Here is a 16,134-nt window from a genome sequence, read left to right as displayed (position 1 = left end):
GCCAAAATCCTTTTGTAACACTTTAAATCGTATTTGAGCTATTTGGTGAACGGTAAACACGTTAATTTTAATAGGTTAAAGATTTTGAATTAGTAGATCTTGCGTACGACACCTATCACCAAAAAACTCAAATCATGAGAAATGAAAAATTAATTCATGCCTTAGGTAATTGTATTAATCACTGTAATTATTGCGCGGATGCATGTCTGGACGAAGAAAACGTGGCGATGATGAAGAATTGTATACGGATGGATCGCGTATGTGCCGAAGTATGCAGCACGTTAGCGCAAGTACTGGCGACCTCTTATGATGACGTTCAGGGGCTGGTGGATTATTGTAGAAAAATTTGCCAAACCTGTGCCGATGAATGTTCAAAACACGAGCATCAACATTGTAAGGATTGTGCGGAAGTATGTAGAACGTGTGCGGCGGCCTGCAGCGAATTTTCCATTTGAAATTTAGTTTTGAGACCAATAACTATAAAGTAACCAATATACTCGTTACGTCCGGTATAGTAATTTTCCTTTATTTCCTTTGGGAGAAGGTGCCGCATTTTTAAGGCATTTTCGGTTTACCCAATTATGCCGTATTAATCGATAAGGACGGGGCAAGTCGCAAAATAATCAAACAAATGAATAGATAATTTTATTTTTGGATGGAAACACCTGTACTCGATTTTTCCGAAGTCATAAACTAATATTAAAACTTAAACCACGAAAATGTCCTTAACAACAGTTATTTTAAACATTCTTTTGCCGCCCTTGGCGGTATTTTTGAACCACGGATTTGGATCGGCGTTCCTTATCAGCATATTATTGACAGCACTGGCCTGGTTACCAGGGATAATACATGCTTTTATAGTGAACGGTTAAGAATTTGCTGTGGTCATTAAACTGATTAGCTGTTGGTTTATTAATCGATAGTTTTTAGTGCTATTGTTTTCAAAACAAAATTACTTTTGTGAGTCACCGAACCAAAGCCATATCTAATAATTTGAAAACTTAGGTATGCCATATCGGTATGCATTCGGTTTTAATCCCACCTCCATATAAAACAAGATGTTGCATCCAAATATACCAAATCAAATACAAGGAGGCTGCCACGATACGGTCAGTATGCACTGTACGGATAACGTTGATATAGCCATCGATTGTTATAAAAAACTTCAGGAGCGATTAACATCTGTAAATGAATGGCACACATTCTCCGATAAAATAAAGGCGGAATTTGCTTTGTTCGATGGCAAGACCCAACAGCCGACCAGTGTTGTCAAAAAGGGAAACCTGATTAGAATAGAAGTTCCCGGTATAGGCAACCCTAGTGGTGGAGGTTACGATTGGACCAAAATAGTAGCGATTCAAACCGGGGAGGCGGAACAGGGCGCTCCTTTCCTACTTTTGTCCGTCAGGCCGTGTCCGGCACCCAAATGTACCGATGGTACCGTGGCCCATTTCTACAATGGGGAAGCGAGCAGTACATTTATCGTAAGACGCGTCGGAACCTGTATCTATGCTGAGGTCCATGGTAGAAATGAGATAGAAAACACTTCAACGGTTCCAGTAATGGATACCATACGGAACAAGGCAGTAGCTATTGGTAGTAAGCTGGGAATAGGCAACTTAAATTGGCTTGGGTTCACACAGGCGCTACTTGAACCATTTAAAAATTAAATCCCTTATTAACTTATCAAAACAACATCTAAACTTCTTGATCTCAGTCTTCAATATTTCTTAATCTTCCATATTTTCGAGACTTTCCAGGGCCGTTCCCATATCTATGCCTGCTTCAAGCACCGGAGCGAACAGATCACCTTCTTTGGCCAGACGTTGCGCCATATTTTTTATCGTAAAATGGGAGGCCCCGAGCCCGTACTCCACTTCGCCCCAGTGTAAGGGGGCGGAAACTTGTGCGCCTTCCACGGGACGCACTGAATAAGGAGCTGCGACCGTTTGCCCTTTCCGGTTCTGAAGAAAGTCCAGGTAAATCTTCCCTTCCCGGTTCTTTATCCGGCGTTCCATCGTGGTAATATCGGGGATCCGCTGCTGAACAAAATAACAGATGAGCTTTATGAAATTCCGGACCTCTTCATACCTGTAATTGCCTCCCATCGGTAAATATACATGCAGGCCCTTAGCCCCGGAAGTTTTGCAATAGCCTTCAATATCGGCTTCCTTCAGAACTTGGTGTACGGTCAGGGCAACTTTGACCACATTTTTAAAATCCATTCCTTGGGGAGGATCCAAATCGATTATCCCGTAATCCGGTCGGTCCAAATCGGTGGTACTTGAATTCCAAGGATGAATTTCGATACAACCCAGATTCGCCATGTAGATCAAAGAGGCCGTATTCTGACAGAGCAGATAATCGATATCCCGTTCAGAGGACTTTGAATGGATGGTAACGGTCTGCATCCATTCGGGAACATTTTCATTGTCCTTTTGGAAAAAACTTTCCTCCAGAATTCCATTGGGATGCCGATGAAGGCTCTGGGGCCTATTCCTAAGATAGGGTACCATGGTATCGGAAACCTGCAGGTAATAATCAATCAGGTCATATTTTGTATATCCCGACGTTGGCCAATACATTTTTTCCAGATTGCTAATGGAAACGTCTAGCCCATCGATTTTGATAATTTCCCTTGAACCCGATCCGGTTTCTGATTTTAAGATGCGCGTTCCGGTAGTTGCCTTGGAAATTTCCGGTGCATTGAACAACCTTTTGAATACAGGGTTGCGGAGCAGACCGTTCTTGGTGCGTTCCGAATAGTTTACCTCGCACTCCAATACAGGCGCCATCCAATTCGGTTTTCTTCCCTTCAGGGCCAATTTTTTACCGAACGGGTTTTCTTTTGTTCGGTAACGCCCAAAGGTTTCCAAAAGTTCGGTCCGGTAGGCTTCGCTGAATCCCGATCCGCAATTACCGATATACTTGAGTTTTTCGCCGTCCGACTTTCCCAAGATCAGGGAACCGAAGGCCGCCCCGCCGGTCGTCGAATCGGTATAGCCGCAGATAAGGGCATCTTCGCTTTCAACGGACTTGATTTTCAGCCATTTTTCGGTGCGGGCTCCCGGAACATAATTGGAATCGGCAGTTTTTGCCATGACCCCTTCCATGCCTTCCCCGATGGCTTTATCGAAAAGCGCGGAGCCCATGCCCACGATATGATCGCAATACTGCGTCAGATGGAGCCCTTCGATTACATCGGGAATTAGGCTTTTTCGGTCCAAAAGCGACAGGTCTAACATACCATGACCGTTCAGGTAGAGCATGTCGAACACATAAAACCGTAAAGTGCCCTTAGTATCTGGCCAATTTTGTAGCTCGCCGAATCGAGATACCCCATTTTCGTCCAGCACGGTGACCTCACCGTCGAGAATGGTGTCATGCTCCAGATTTTCTAGATCTCTGGCCAGTTCGGGAAACTTGCCGTTCAAACGTATGCCATTTCTAGATTGTAGCAGCACTCCTTTGTTTGAAATGTGTGCCAGCACCCTGTAGCCGTCCCACTTGAGTTCATATATCCATTCGGGATCATTGAAGATTTCCTTGGCCGATCCGGCCAACATGGGCTGTACTATTTGTCCGGGAGCGATTTCCTTTGAATACTTTTTAGAAGGTTGTTGGGAAGGTTCGACCAAAGCCTCGGCATCATAGAACAGATCGGTGGAAAATGCGTCCTTCTTTTTGATAAGAAGCCAACTTTCCTTTCCGCCGTGCTCCCCCGTTCTGACCAATGCGAAACGTCCTTTTATTTTTTGGCCGTGCATTAGAAGTTTCAGATTTCCTTTTTGGAACTGTTGTAGGGCGCCAAGATCGTTTTCCGTCGTATCGATATCGAAGTTGCCCGAATCCCATATGCCCATTTCGCCCGCCCCGTAGTTGCCTTTAGGGATCGTACCGTGAAAATGAAGATATTTTAGGGGATGGTCCTCGGTCCGGACAGACAATCGTTTATCATTGGGGTTCATGGACGGTCCTTTGGGTACCGCCCAGCTTTTCAATGTACCATCGATTTCCAGCCGCAGGTCATAATGTAGTTTTCTGGCCCGGTGCCGTTGAATCACGAAACGATGGGAGCCCGTCGCGGAAGCATCGGACCCTTGGGGTTCGGGCGTCTTCGAAAAGTCCCTTTTGTCGTTGTATTCCTTGTGGACCACTTCTTAGGATGCCGTTTTTTTCCGTTTTTCAAGACTGGCCTTTAACTGCGCCATCAGATCCTTGGCAGGGGTCGCCTTGGATTCGAATTTTTCGGACTTGGCCTTTTTACCGGATCCCTTAGATTCGATTATCTTCAACAATTGTTTGTTATATACGTCCTTGAATTTGCCGAAGTTGAACTTTTCAGTATATTGTTCTACAAGTGAGATTGCCATTTCAAGTTCCTTCTTTGCGGGTTTTTCTTTGGGAAGCTCTAACTCCGTGGTATCCCTGATTTCGTCTTCGAAACGGATAACGTGTAATACCAGGGCATCCTTATAAACTCCCATTAAGGAAAGATGTTCCTTTTGGCGCATTACGAAAGTGGCTACTCCCAGTTTTTTGGTCTTTTTTAGTGTGTCGCGCAATAGGGAATACGATTTTTCCCCTCCCTTTTGTGGCTTTACGAAATAGGGTTTTTTGAACAGCACATCGGCCACCTCGCTTTCTTCGATGAACTGCTCGATATCGATAGTCTTGCTTTTTTTCATGTTGGCGTTCTCGAAATCCTCTTTTTCCAAGATGATATATTTGTCGTCTTTCTTATAACCCTTCACGATATCCTTCCATTCGACCTCCGCGCCTGTTTTTTCGTTGACCCTTTTATAGCGGATACGTTCCCCATCATGGCTGTCTAACATATCAAGGTCCAAGGCGCGATCCTCGGATCCTGAAAACAGTTTTATAGGTATGGATACCAGACCGAAACTAATTGAGCCGTTCCAAATTGATCTCATGCTTTTATTTTAAAGGTTAACCTGTCCGATGTTCTGCCTTCCAATAGTATTTCTATAGGTTATACTAGAATGAATCTCATCGAGTATTGTTTGTCTAATTTAAACAATTATCGGCATTTGTACCGACCGATAACCATTACAGGTCGTAAATCTACCGTTAGCGCTACTATTGAAAAATTATCGAATGGGTCAGCACCGATTTTATTGTAGAGTCAATACTGGATTTATACCGATTTTGTTTCTAGGGTCGGAGCCTATGTGTCTTTCTCCTCGCAATTTCTATCAACATGAAATCTTCGCTGCGGAATACATCATCAGATGGCTATCTCAACAATGGGTAATTTGCATTATAGGAGAGGAGGAAGTCCGGATCCCTTGTAATGGCTAGGTCGAACAATTTTTATATTCCCTATTATGCATCGGAACGTAGCTCGGCAATATCGAAATTTCGTCTTTCATCTTCCCCTCTTATACTTTATTACCTGTTTCGGTGCGTTTTGAAATAGGTAAAAATTTGAATAGTCTGATAAACGAGGCTTGGAAGAGAAGAACTACCATTATGTAGCTCCAAAAAATATCGAACGGGTATATATAAACGGCCCATATGATATTTGCGAAGATGAATACCGAAGTTTGAACCCCGTGACGACCTTATAAATTACCCATATGACCGCGATGACCAATAGTACTTCTTCTTAATGGGCATATCCTTTTTGGCTCAAAATGAAAATGGGTTACTTTTCATGCTTTTTTAAAAGGTAGGTGTATGGCTCCATGCCGTCGGTATGCTGAAACAAGACCTTCAGCACGCCAAGAACAGGCAAAGCGATTATGGCGCCGACCATCCCCCAGAGAACGGAAAGCAGAATTACCCCGAATATCGTGATAAATGGATTCAGGTCAACCTTGTCTCCAATAATCCATGGCGTGAGGATATAGTTTTCGAGTAGCTGTGCCACACAGATAACGGCAATTACGATAAGCGCGGGGGTTCCCCCTGAATACAGATAGGCCAGGATTATGGCGACCCCGCCGCCTATGAGGTTCCCGACATATGGGATGATCGAAAACAGCGCGGCGAACAACGCCAGGAAAAGGGCAAAGGGCACTTGACCAAAGGTGAACCCCAAATAATAGACGATAAATAGGAAGACCATTATGATGCCTTTACCGAACATATAATTACCGATGATGCGTGATGAACCCGATAAGATTTTGGATCCGGCGTTGTCATTTTTGACCAATTTTTTGAAGAACCGCATGAACATCCGCTTCTGCATCAAAAATAGTATAGTGTAGATCAGGATGATGAACGATTGGGTCAACAGGTCGGTGAACGACGCAATGAAAATTTTCGAAATGCTTTTCAACCTGTCCGTTAGATCAATGTTGTTATCGACGAACCGGGCCGGATCGATTTGAATGGTCCGTTTAGCCCATTCACTGAAGAAACCGTATTTTTCAGTGGCCTTCTCCTTGATGGTGGACCATTCATCGGCCATATTGCCAATCTGGGACGAAACCAGCCAAAACAACAACAATAGGACGATGCCCGTTAAAATGAGGGAAACGGTCATTGCCAACCAATCGGGAAAGCCCCATTTTTTCAATTTTTCGGTCGGCCTGTTCAAAAGCGTTGCAATTATAGCGGCCACAAGTAAAGGGAGTACGAGCGCAGAACCATAGAAAAGGATTACCCATATCCCAGAAAGTAACAGAACCGCCTTCAATAGATACTTTCCGGATATGTCAATTTTATCGTCTTTCATCATTTTTTCCAATTTACTGGGTTCTTTATTTCTTATCTCTACTTTCCTCATCAGTGCTTACCAAAGGATGGTCTTTCATCCCAAGTCCGACAATTTTGATGATATTGACTATTGTGCTATATAGCATTAGAACAACGGTTATCAGGGCGGAACTCAGTACAGTACTGACACCCAAGGTAATGTAGTAGATCACATTGAACCAGTTTGCAGGGATGTTCTCGCTCTCGGTAACCGGCAGGTTGAACAAAAGGAACGACAAAAGAGCCACAACGAATATTACCGTATCCACTTTCGCTATCCGCATAATATTGTTGTAATGGTCCTCCTTGAGCCGGGAAGAAGTACCCGAACTGACGCCCAAAAGGGTAAGCATAAGGGCCAATATCGTAGCGGAAGCCAGAACAATAGTATTACACAGCGTATTAAGGCCCCCTATGCTGACTTTTATGAGCTCCTTAGCCTCATATCCGCTCAAATGCCCCAGCATGAAAGTACCGAGGCCAATAACTCCCAAAGCCAGAATTCCACCCAGAATTGCGCGCTTCGTATAATCGGTAAATTCCATGGTCAACGTATCATTAAAGAATTAATATAGAAATGCAAACTGCAGGTTAAGAGAAATCAGAGGTTGTTTAAAAGATCCGTCAAATATAGTCTCTTAACCACTAGAATTTTTAATTCTATCCAAACGTTCTTTAATACAATTGACGATATCACGATTAATAATCACTGATTATTTCCCTGAACCCTTATGAAATGTAAATTTAAACCATGGGTTTTGTACAAAATGACCCGATTGAAATCAATATCATCATTATCGATATGGATTTTCTCCTTATACCGGTCTTATCAATGTTAAAAAATACAATCTCTTTTAACAAAATATTTTAAATTTGTAAACTTGATTTACCCATGAGACCTGATATTGTACACATCCTTTTGGTTGACGACGATGCCGACGACCGAATGTTCTTCGAGGAGGCCCTGGAAGACCTTGACATTGGCGCGAGTTTCGAACATGTGGGTACCGGGCTGGAGGCCTTGCAAAGGCTTGCGGATGGCAGGGTCCGCCCCGATATTATTTTCCTCGACCTGAACATGCCCCTTATGTCCGGCCGGGAATGCCTCGAACGGATTCGCGCAGACCATGGACTGAAAGATATAAGAATCGTTGTTTATTCCACCTCATTTGACCCTTTGACCGCGGACCGTCTTCATGAGGAGGGTGCAGATCATTACATCCGTAAGCCCGGTAGCTACGACAAATTGAAACAGGTCATACTTATGGGTATCGAGTCCCTAATGCGCGACGGGAAGGGCCCTGTCGCAAAGCAAGATTTCGTAATCTATTCCTGATATCCCATGTTAGACAATGATAACCTTTATTTTCTCGACGGCAGCGGTGAAATGGCTACACTACATCGTGAAAAAAACTGGTCGGCCACCCCTTTGGGCCCGCCCCAAAATTGGCCCCAAAGCCTTCGCGCCACTCTCGATATCATGTTGAACTCCCTGTTCCCAATGTTTCTTTTTTGGGGCGATGGCCATTATTGTTTCTATAACGATGCGTACCGGCCAAGCCTTGGAAATAATGGAAAGCACCCTTCCATTCTGGGAAAAGGGGGGCGAGAGTCATGGCCGGAGATATGGGACGACATAGGCCCCATGCTCAAACAGGTCATGGAGAAGGGCATTCCGATATGGAACGAGGACCTATTGCTTCCGATTTTCAGGAACGGGCGAATAGAGGATGTGTATTGGACGTTCTGTTATAGTCCCGTAAGGGATGGTTCCGGCAATCCCGCCGGGGTGCTGACCGTATGTACCGAGACCACAGATGCCGTTCTGGCCAACGAGCGGCTGACCGAAAGCGAACAGCGCTTTCGCGGGCTGGCAGACCAGTCACCGATGTGGATTTGGATGACCGACGCAGAGATCAACGTCGAATATGCCAACCGTGACCTTCTCGATTATATCGGCTTAGAAAACATTTCGGATTTTACGGGCCAGGTCTGGCAGCATATAGTGCACCCAGAAGACCTTAAAATCGTTACCGAGGCGTTTTCGAAAGCGGCCGAAAAGCGAAGTGGCTTTTCGGTCGACTACCGGGTCCGCAGCGCGGAAACGGGTCTCTACGAATGGTTCACTGTAAAAGGGGTACCAAGGTTCGAGGATGGGACGCTCACCGGTTTTATCGGTACGGGGATGAACGTGCACCGGCAGAAGACCTTCTCGGAACAGCTGAGGAAAGAGGTGGGTATGCGCACCAAGGAACTGGCCGACTCCAATAACGAGCTGGAAAAATCCAATAAGGAACTGCAGTCGTTCGCCTATATCTCGAGCCACGACCTTCAGGAGCCGCTGAGGAAGATACAGACCTTTTGTTCCATTCTGCTTGCCAGCGAATATAATCGGCTATCCCAAAAGGGGAAGGAAAAGTTTGACAGGATGCAGTCGGCCGCAAAGCGGATGCAGGTACTCATCAACGACCTTTTGGCCTACTCCCGACTGGACATGGAGGAGCGAAATTTCGAGACTACCGAACTTCGTACCATTGTAAACGAGGTAAAGGACGACCTCACCGACGAAATTGCTTTTAAGAACGCCATTGTAAACCTAGAAAGTTCATGCGATATCGTGGTCGTGCTCTTCCAGTTCAGGCAGCTGCTTTACAACCTAATATCCAATTCCCTTAAATACGTCGACAAGGATACGGCACCGGTCATAGAAATTTCTGCAAGTCCTGTCCGTTCGTCAGAAATTGCTGATAGCAGGGCGGTACCGGAAATAGAATACGTTCATATCAGGGTGTCCGACAACGGAATCGGTTTTGAGAACGGATTTTCGGAAAAGATATTCGAAGTTTTCCAGCGTTTGCACGGCCGGGACAATTACAGGGGCACCGGTGTAGGCCTCGCTATCGTGAAAAAGATCGCCGAAAACCACGGAGGCTTCGTTACGGCCCACGGGGAACCTGGCCGGGGGGCGGATTTCAACATCTACATACCGATGCGGGACAAGGCTTTTTTGGAACACAATGCGATGGGAACCAATCCGTCTTAATCCCTTTCGACATCCTTCAACAACCAAAGGTCCAATTCTCCGTCATCTTTCTCATGGAGGACGGAAATATCCCCTGTGGTCTCGAAAACGACCGCTCTTACCTGAGACAATCGCGTGACGTTCGCTTCCCTTAGTTTAGAGCGAAGATCGCCACGGGTGACCCTCGCCTTTCGAAGGTTATCCTCTAGAATGGTCGCCCCGTCCATAAGCAACAACGGGGAATTGTCCATGAGTTGACGTATTTTTTTATTCCTACGAACCAGGGCGGCCCCGATTTGCAGTAGATATACCACGACCAGACCGGTTATGCCCTGCAACATGCTGACCGATTGCGAAAGCACGGTCGTCGCAATAATCGAACCCACTGCCACGGTCATGGCAAAATCGAAACTTGACATCTTGGAAAAGCTTCGCTTGCCACATATCCGCGTCATAATGATTACGGATAAATAGATGCCTAGGGCGCTGAACGCTATCAGGCCGACCGAGTTCCAAGTTATATCAAACAATTTTTCCATTCGTATTTTAGATTACGAAAGCCCATGACTACGAGCTTCCCAGTTGAAGGACACCTACCACTATGGCAATAAGAACAACGAACGCAATTACTACGATAATCGTTGTCCACGGGAACCTGTTCTTTGGAACCTCGGTAGTCTGGTTACGTACCTTGCCGTCGTTCTTTTGTTTGGTAGGCATAGGGGCGCTCTCGCTCGCCTTCATCCTCTCTTTTCCTAAATCCTCGTTCATAATTTTGTATTTAAGTTATTGTCATCGGAATAGCCCAAAATGTAATTGCCTTTCTCCGGCAAGTTCGTTTCGCTAGAAGGCCATGGTCAAGATACCTCTTGCGATTTCGGCTGGCGAAAGGACTATCCCAGCAGCAATGGTGAAAAAAGATGGAATCGACAATGAGATTATCCAATACCGGTATTTGCAGCAGGGGTAGGAACAATTGTTAAAACATGCCCGTAAAATTCAGGATTGTCAAAGTGCGCAACAATTACCAATACTAACTTTATAAATACGAATTCCTGTTAGAACGGTCATGGGGCAATCCAATATATAATCAGGGCCACAATGGCTATAATTGTCCAAAATAGAGTGTTTTGCTTCTTCGGATTGTTCCAAAATCCCATAGTACTATTTTACATATCTTTCAAAATTAGTACAATATATTGAGGCCATTTAGCACATTGAATACAATGAATAGTTCAAATGCTATTTTAAAGGACCAAAAGGTAAATTTAGATGTATTCATGCCAGACTATCCTCAAATCTTCTTTCGAATTCCGAATTGACCGATTCCATTTTGCCGATAATAATTTTGCCACAGATCAATTCCGAATTTTAATTATTCCTATTTTTGACAGGTCCTAAAATCGTATCAAACCGTAAACGCTCACATCGAGATTCCAAACCCTTGTTTATGCATATTTCAGTACAAAGAAAAAACGTCAATTTTTATCCCGATTCAAGTCGTGTAGTGGCTCGATTTTTCAACAATGGTGAAAAACGTACCCATGAATTGATCAAGCGTGTCAGAGCTTTGGACCCTCAGGCGGTCAACAGGGAACTGGAACATACACTAAGGGAATTTGCGGGCCGTCATCGTAATATTTCCCAAATTTTCCTACGCCATTTTGAGGAACACAGAGGGCCTATAGCGTATTTGGGAATAGATGAAAGCAGATTTTCGCAAGAAGAAAAACTGCTGATCGGCTCTTATGCCACCATGGAATATTCCATAGAATCGGCTGCCATGTTCAATCCTTCGATTATAGAGGATTTCGACCAATCTTTTCTGGCGAAAGGCGAAAAGCGTGTCATTATATCCTTCCGGGCAACAGGTGAGGGCCATCTCTCATCTATTGTGTTCCGTCGGGGGATATTGGATGCCAGTAACAATTTTCATCCAAACCGGGTCAGAAACCATATCGATATGGCCAATATCGTTCAAAAAAAATCCTACGATAAGGGTCGATTTGTCCGAAAGCTTCAGGAGATGAACATATCAAAGCAATATTCCTCATCGATCATGGAAGATTTGCCCGACCATTTCGAGTATCACCAACTGACCGTGGCGGTAAACAAGGTGCTGGCCAATGGTATAAGTATAGACCAGCGCCTTGCATTGGAAGAAATTACATGGTTGGTCGATTCGTATTACGATATTGAATTTAGTCGTGATTCCGATATCTCTGAACGGGTAATATTCCCGATTTCCCCATCTGAAAGCAGAGGTATCGAAGATGCGCGTTTCGTTCGCTTTACCGAAGACGATGGCTCGATCAAAATATATGCGACCTATACCGCATATGATGGACGTACCATATTGCCAAAGCTGTTATCGACGGATGACTTTACCACCTTCCGTATCATGCCCATGCACGGAAAAGCGGCACAGAACAAGAACTTTGCACTGTTCCCGAAGAAGATCAACGGTAAATATGCCGTTTTGGCAAGGGTCGATGGCGTCAATAATTATTTGATGTATTCCGATCGAAATACGCTTTGGAACGACCCAATCAAAATCCAGGAGCCAAAATATCCATGGGAGTTTACCCAGATCGGTAATTGTGGCGCACCTTTATATACGGAAGAAGGCTGGCTGGTGATAACCCACGGTGTGGGACCCATGCGCCGATACTGTATCGGGGCATCCCTTTTTGACCTGGACGATCCGACGAAAGAAATCGGAAGATTAGCAAGACCTTTACTCACACCTCTTGAGGAGGAACGGGAGGGCTATGTGCCCAATGTGGTCTATTCCTGTGGGTCGATGATCAACAACGGCAGTTTGGTGTTGCCGTATGCAGTTTCGGACTATTCATCCTCCTACGCCACTGTTGAAATGGAAGAGCTGATGAATGCCCTGAAAAGTTGAGGGATCCAATTGGGTTTGGTAGGCTTTTAAATTTCATTTGTTTATCGTTCTTCTACCTGGCAATATCCTCGAAAACCTGTATATATTCTGAAAGCATCTTATGGATACTGAATTTTTCCTTGGCATACGCCCTACAAAAAAATGGGTCCAAGTCTTTTACCACCTTTAAAGCTTCCACCGCCTCGGGTACGTTTCTGACCAAAAAGCCGGACTTTCCGTGAGCGATTAGTTCGGCCATACTTCCTCTGTTGAAAGCAATCACAGGAGTTCCGCACATCATAGCTTCGGCAACACTTAATCCGAAGGGTTCGTCGAATGAAATAGGATGCAGTAATGCTTTTGCCCTGCCCAAGAGTTCATTGCCATGTGATTGGTCCAAATTTCCCAGATACGTAACATCCCCATCATTTAAAAGAGGCGCAATTTGGGTATCGAAATACCCTTGGTCCTGGATGAGTCCTGCGATTTTGATGGGATATCCGGCTGCATTGGCAATTTGAATGGCTTCGAGTGTACCTTTATCGGGATGTATCCGTCCGTAGGAAAGTAGATAATCCGCCTTACGCTCATTGAACTCAAACATTTCGGAATCGATACCGTGATAGATAGTGCGATAATAGTTTAAATCGGGATGTCGATCGGCATCCGAAATAGAAATATAGGTCGCTGATGGATTGTATTTTTTGTAAACGGGAATGATCTTTTCGGAAGAAAAACCGTGTATAGTGGTCACCATTGGCGTATCGATAAGCCGAGAATAGGTCAAGGGTAGGAAATCAAAATGATTATGAATAATGTCAAAAGTATTGGCCTTTTCCATCAAGTTACTGATATGAAGGCTCTCCCAAACCTTGGGGTCCATATTTCTATCTTCTTCATAGGGTTTTGGACATATCGCGTCCAGTTTTCCCGAAGTCCTCGAATCGCCGGTCGCGAACAGAGTAACGTCAAACCCTTTAGCCACCAAACTTTCGGCGATTGTCGATGCTACCAGTTCCCATGGCCCATACCTTCTAGGTGGCGTTCGCCAAGCAATGGACGATAAAATGGCGATCCGCATCAATCCTTAAAGTTGGATAGGCATATTCGGGCCAAGAGGTAGCTGATGGTAGATTCCGCGCCTTGATTTAGATTGACGTTATGCAGTTCCAACCCATCATAGCATCCGCCCGTACATGGGTTATAGACCATTTGGCCGAGCGGGTTTCTTCCTAAAAACCAATCAAAGGCATTTTTCATCAGCAGCCCGTACCCCTCTAAAGGAAAGATAGTATGGAAAAGGTTAAGGGCCAATATAGTATAGGTAACATCAATGGGCTGCTCCCCTCCCTTGAATTTGAAATCGTTCTCGGTACCGAGCGTATGCCAATCTTGATTTGAAATTATTCGGATCGATCCATCCTTAAAAATTTTGGACAACAGGAAATCGAAAGAATCCTTCGCCACTTTTTTATATCTTGGGTTCAAGGTCATTACGTAAGCCATGAGCATTGCCTGCGGCAGTACACTGTTGCCATAGGTGAGATACCCCTCGAACCAATGCCAATCTTTGTTCGATTCGCTATCATAGAAACGTATCAATCGATCCGCCAGGTCTTCTACATTCGTATTCTTACATTCCCGATTCTCATACTTATTGTAAAAATAGAGTCCTTTAATGGTAAACGCAATGGCACGTGGTGACTGCACATTTTCAAAGGTTTCTAAAGCATTTTCGAATAGAAATCGTGCCTTTCCGGTAACATGCTGATAACTCTCTGGCAAAAGCCGTGAAATTGAAAGCAGATATCCCAAAGACCAAATGGCCCTGCCGCAAGCATCATCAAGATTTACCGTGTTATTTTGATCGGTAAACTGGCGCTCCTTATCCACGTAATTTAAAAAAGTGCCATCACTACGAAAACAACGTTCAACAAAATTCAAATAGGTCGTTATATACTTAAGGTCTGAACTTTTACCCGTCAGAGCGAAATGCTGGCACATAACGATCAGGGCCCTGGCATTGTCATCTAAGGTATAGCCGCTTTCGATATCGGGACTATTGAGTTGCGAGAATTGAACAATACCCACTTCATCGGTCATTTTTTTAAGATGCTTCAAATCGATGGGCGGTCTTTTGTAGCTTAAGTTTATCGGCACATCTAACGCCTGCTGAAAAACCTTGACATGCGCGATCGCTGCATTTTGCCAAGCCGAGCCCGAAGAAGTGTGCATGCCGTTAAGACTCATTTTGAACCTGATTTTTTCATCGTCCAACAGTTCCAATACCGATTGTTGCAGTTGAAGGGAATCCTCAAAATCGAATAAAACTCCTGCGTGGTTCTGCAGAACTTCCAAGGCATGGGGTATGGGTGTTGAAACTATGGGACAACCACAGCTCAGGGCATAGGCAAAAGTTCCACTGACCGCCTGATTTGGATCATTTGAAGTAAAGAGATAGATATCGGTCAGTTGTAAATATTCGAGCAAACTATCCGTAGGCACGAACTGATTCACAAATCGTACGTGATCACCAAGGCCCAATTCATCGATTTTTTGCTTTAGGAATTCACGATAGACCTCCCCATTTTCTTTTACTATCGTGGGGTGGGTCTTTCCGATAATTAGAAAAATAACTTCTGGGTATCGTTCGATTATTCCGGGCAATGCCGACAATGAAGTCTCTAGGTTTTTGCCTGGGCCCAACAACCCAAAAGTGGATAGTACCGTTTTGCCCTCTAAATCATACTTTGTTTTAAGGATATGTTTGTCCTCATATTCAATTAAATGCGTACCATGGGCGATGACGCTTATCTTATCGGGAGAAATGCCATATTGCTTTTCCAAAATATCGGCTGAGGTGCGCGTCATGACAATAATTCCTGCGGATCGCGAGGCAATCGTAAATACCTTGTTTTTCATTACGGGCGTCGGATCTGGTAGTACCGTATGAAAAGTAACTACCACAGGTTTGTCCAGATAATCCAAAAATTCGTAGAATGAATGTTCGTTTCCCTTAAAAAGCCCGAATTCATGTTGAACCAAAACCAAACCTACCTTGGGGTTTGCATTGATGGCATAGGCCGCTTTCAGAAAATCGAGGGCGGAATCGGTATTCAAGGGAGGCTCGATATTTTTGGGGTACGTATGGTTCGAAGTCCCCGATTCCAAGGGATAAACCTTAAACGTAAAAGAATCGCCAAAGGTATCCATAATGGCCTTTTCCAAATCCTTTGAATAGGTGGCGATACCGCACTCTCTTGGCGGATATGAAGTAAGGCAGATAATTTCCGTCAAATTAGGATTATGCCTTTTATCGGACATCAATTTGTCAATCTGACCATTGACATTAGTGTCAGGCAGGGACCTTATACCCGTTTTTGTTTTCTTAACTCGGTTTTCGAAGGTGATTTTGCTTTCCATAGTCTTCTTCATATTTGTTCATTATTGGGGAATTAATTTCAGCGGAATTTTAACTCAAGACTGGGTTTTAAGTCACCGT

Annotated in this window: 14 protein-coding genes; 6 read left to right on the top strand and 8 right to left on the bottom strand. The window is 44.4% G+C overall.

What is annotated here, in order from left to right; translation table 11 throughout:
• The first annotated feature begins 134 nt into the window (after positions 1-134).
• From BLT07_RS18840 to BLT07_RS18830, 3 genes are all read left to right on the top strand, one after another.
• Positions 135-455 carry a four-helix bundle copper-binding protein gene (locus BLT07_RS18840; RefSeq protein ID WP_091873625.1) on the top strand — a complete coding sequence of 107 codons (321 nt, stop codon included), beginning with the start codon at positions 135-137 and terminating at the stop codon, positions 453-455.
• 264 nt (positions 456-719) lie between these two features.
• Positions 720-872: a YqaE/Pmp3 family membrane protein gene (locus BLT07_RS18835; protein WP_091873622.1), complete on the top strand. Its 153-nt coding sequence runs from the start codon at positions 720-722 to the stop codon at positions 870-872.
• 186 nt (positions 873-1,058) lie between these two features.
• The gene (locus BLT07_RS18830; RefSeq protein ID WP_139205172.1) at positions 1,059-1,670 is read left to right on the top strand and encodes a hypothetical protein; all 612 of its coding nucleotides are present in this window, start codon (positions 1,059-1,061) and stop codon (positions 1,668-1,670) included.
• A gap of 60 nt (positions 1,671-1,730) precedes the next feature.
• Here BLT07_RS18830 and ligD read toward each other — a convergent pair whose 3' ends face one another.
• From ligD to BLT07_RS18810, 4 genes are all read right to left on the bottom strand, one after another.
• The gene (gene ligD, locus BLT07_RS18825) at positions 1,731-4,157 is read right to left on the bottom strand and encodes a DNA ligase D (protein ID WP_091873617.1); all 2,427 of its coding nucleotides are present in this window, start codon (positions 4,155-4,157) and stop codon (positions 1,731-1,733) included.
• A 3-nt stretch (positions 4,158-4,160) separates the two neighbouring features.
• Complete coding sequence (gene ku / locus BLT07_RS18820; protein ID WP_091873614.1) at positions 4,161-4,934, bottom strand: non-homologous end joining protein Ku; 774 nt, start codon at positions 4,932-4,934, stop codon at positions 4,161-4,163.
• Positions 4,935-5,668: 734 nt separating this feature from the next.
• Positions 5,669-6,706, bottom strand: coding sequence for an AI-2E family transporter (locus BLT07_RS18815; RefSeq protein WP_245726602.1), 1,038 nt, complete (start codon positions 6,704-6,706; stop codon positions 5,669-5,671).
• A 22-nt stretch (positions 6,707-6,728) separates the two neighbouring features.
• The gene (locus tag BLT07_RS18810; protein WP_091873611.1) at positions 6,729-7,268 is read right to left on the bottom strand and encodes a hypothetical protein; all 540 of its coding nucleotides are present in this window, start codon (positions 7,266-7,268) and stop codon (positions 6,729-6,731) included.
• A 347-nt stretch (positions 7,269-7,615) separates the two neighbouring features.
• Between BLT07_RS18810 and BLT07_RS18805 the strand changes: the two genes are divergently transcribed.
• On the top strand, positions 7,616-8,059 hold the full coding sequence (locus BLT07_RS18805) for a response regulator (RefSeq protein WP_091873608.1): 444 nt from the start codon (positions 7,616-7,618) through the stop codon (positions 8,057-8,059).
• 6 nt (positions 8,060-8,065) lie between these two features.
• Positions 8,066-9,766, top strand: coding sequence for a PAS domain-containing sensor histidine kinase (locus tag BLT07_RS18800; RefSeq protein WP_091873605.1), 1,701 nt, complete (start codon positions 8,066-8,068; stop codon positions 9,764-9,766).
• Here BLT07_RS18800 and BLT07_RS18795 read toward each other — a convergent pair.
• Positions 9,763-10,284: a DUF421 domain-containing protein gene (locus BLT07_RS18795; RefSeq protein WP_091873603.1), complete on the bottom strand. Its 522-nt coding sequence runs from the start codon at positions 10,282-10,284 to the stop codon at positions 9,763-9,765. The genes BLT07_RS18800 and BLT07_RS18795 overlap by 4 nt on opposite strands.
• A gap of 28 nt (positions 10,285-10,312) precedes the next feature.
• Positions 10,313-10,516: a hypothetical protein gene (locus tag BLT07_RS18790; RefSeq protein ID WP_091873600.1), complete on the bottom strand. Its 204-nt coding sequence runs from the start codon at positions 10,514-10,516 to the stop codon at positions 10,313-10,315.
• Positions 10,517-11,195: 679 nt separating this feature from the next.
• On the opposite strand from BLT07_RS18790, the gene BLT07_RS18785 reads away from it, so the two are divergent.
• Positions 11,196-12,653 (top strand): glycoside hydrolase family 130 protein, encoded by a 1,458-nt coding sequence (locus BLT07_RS18785; RefSeq protein ID WP_091873596.1) that lies wholly within the window; start codon positions 11,196-11,198, stop codon positions 12,651-12,653.
• 52 nt (positions 12,654-12,705) lie between these two features.
• On the opposite strand, the gene BLT07_RS18780 is transcribed toward BLT07_RS18785, so the two are convergent.
• Both BLT07_RS18780 and BLT07_RS18775 read right to left on the bottom strand, forming a co-directional pair.
• Positions 12,706-13,713: a glycosyltransferase family 4 protein gene (locus BLT07_RS18780; protein WP_091873591.1), complete on the bottom strand. Its 1,008-nt coding sequence runs from the start codon at positions 13,711-13,713 to the stop codon at positions 12,706-12,708.
• A complete protein-coding gene (locus BLT07_RS18775; protein WP_217633355.1) occupies positions 13,713-16,067 on the bottom strand; it encodes a glycosyltransferase in 2,355 nt (784 codons plus the stop codon). Before BLT07_RS18775 ends, BLT07_RS18780 begins: the two co-directional genes overlap by 1 nt.
• Positions 16,068-16,134 lie beyond the last annotated feature (67 nt).

Source organism: Pricia antarctica (assembly GCF_900101815.1).
GTDB lineage: Bacteria > Bacteroidota > Bacteroidia > Flavobacteriales > Flavobacteriaceae > Pricia > Pricia antarctica.
Note: the sequence above shows the minus strand (reverse complement) of the source record. Positions and strands in the feature narration are given on the sequence as shown.

What these genes read in the sequence shown, in the direction of transcription:
- BLT07_RS18780 (WP_091873591.1), bottom strand. Translation starts at nt 13,713, where the DNA reads ATGCGGATCGCCATTTTATCGTCCATTGCTTGGCGAACGCCACCTAGA.
- BLT07_RS18785 (WP_091873596.1), top strand. Translation starts at nt 11,196, where the DNA reads ATGCATATTTCAGTACAAAGAAAAAACGTCAATTTTTATCCCGATTCA.
- BLT07_RS18805 (WP_091873608.1), top strand. Translation starts at nt 7,616, where the DNA reads ATGAGACCTGATATTGTACACATCCTTTTGGTTGACGACGATGCCGAC.
- ku (WP_091873614.1), bottom strand. Translation starts at nt 4,934, where the DNA reads ATGAGATCAATTTGGAACGGCTCAATTAGTTTCGGTCTGGTATCCATA.
- BLT07_RS18795 (WP_091873603.1), bottom strand. Translation starts at nt 10,284, where the DNA reads ATGGAAAAATTGTTTGATATAACTTGGAACTCGGTCGGCCTGATAGCG.
- BLT07_RS18800 (WP_091873605.1), top strand. Translation starts at nt 8,066, where the DNA reads ATGTTAGACAATGATAACCTTTATTTTCTCGACGGCAGCGGTGAAATG.
- BLT07_RS18815 (WP_245726602.1), bottom strand. Translation starts at nt 6,706, where the DNA reads ATGATGAAAGACGATAAAATTGACATATCCGGAAAGTATCTATTGAAG.
- BLT07_RS18775 (WP_217633355.1), bottom strand. Translation starts at nt 16,067, where the DNA reads ATGAAGAAGACTATGGAAAGCAAAATCACCTTCGAAAACCGAGTTAAG.
- BLT07_RS18835 (WP_091873622.1), top strand. Translation starts at nt 720, where the DNA reads ATGTCCTTAACAACAGTTATTTTAAACATTCTTTTGCCGCCCTTGGCG.
- BLT07_RS18830 (WP_139205172.1), top strand. Translation starts at nt 1,059, where the DNA reads ATGTTGCATCCAAATATACCAAATCAAATACAAGGAGGCTGCCACGAT.
- BLT07_RS18810 (WP_091873611.1), bottom strand. Translation starts at nt 7,268, where the DNA reads ATGGAATTTACCGATTATACGAAGCGCGCAATTCTGGGTGGAATTCTG.
- BLT07_RS18790 (WP_091873600.1), bottom strand. Translation starts at nt 10,516, where the DNA reads ATGAACGAGGATTTAGGAAAAGAGAGGATGAAGGCGAGCGAGAGCGCC.
- BLT07_RS18840 (WP_091873625.1), top strand. Translation starts at nt 135, where the DNA reads ATGAGAAATGAAAAATTAATTCATGCCTTAGGTAATTGTATTAATCAC.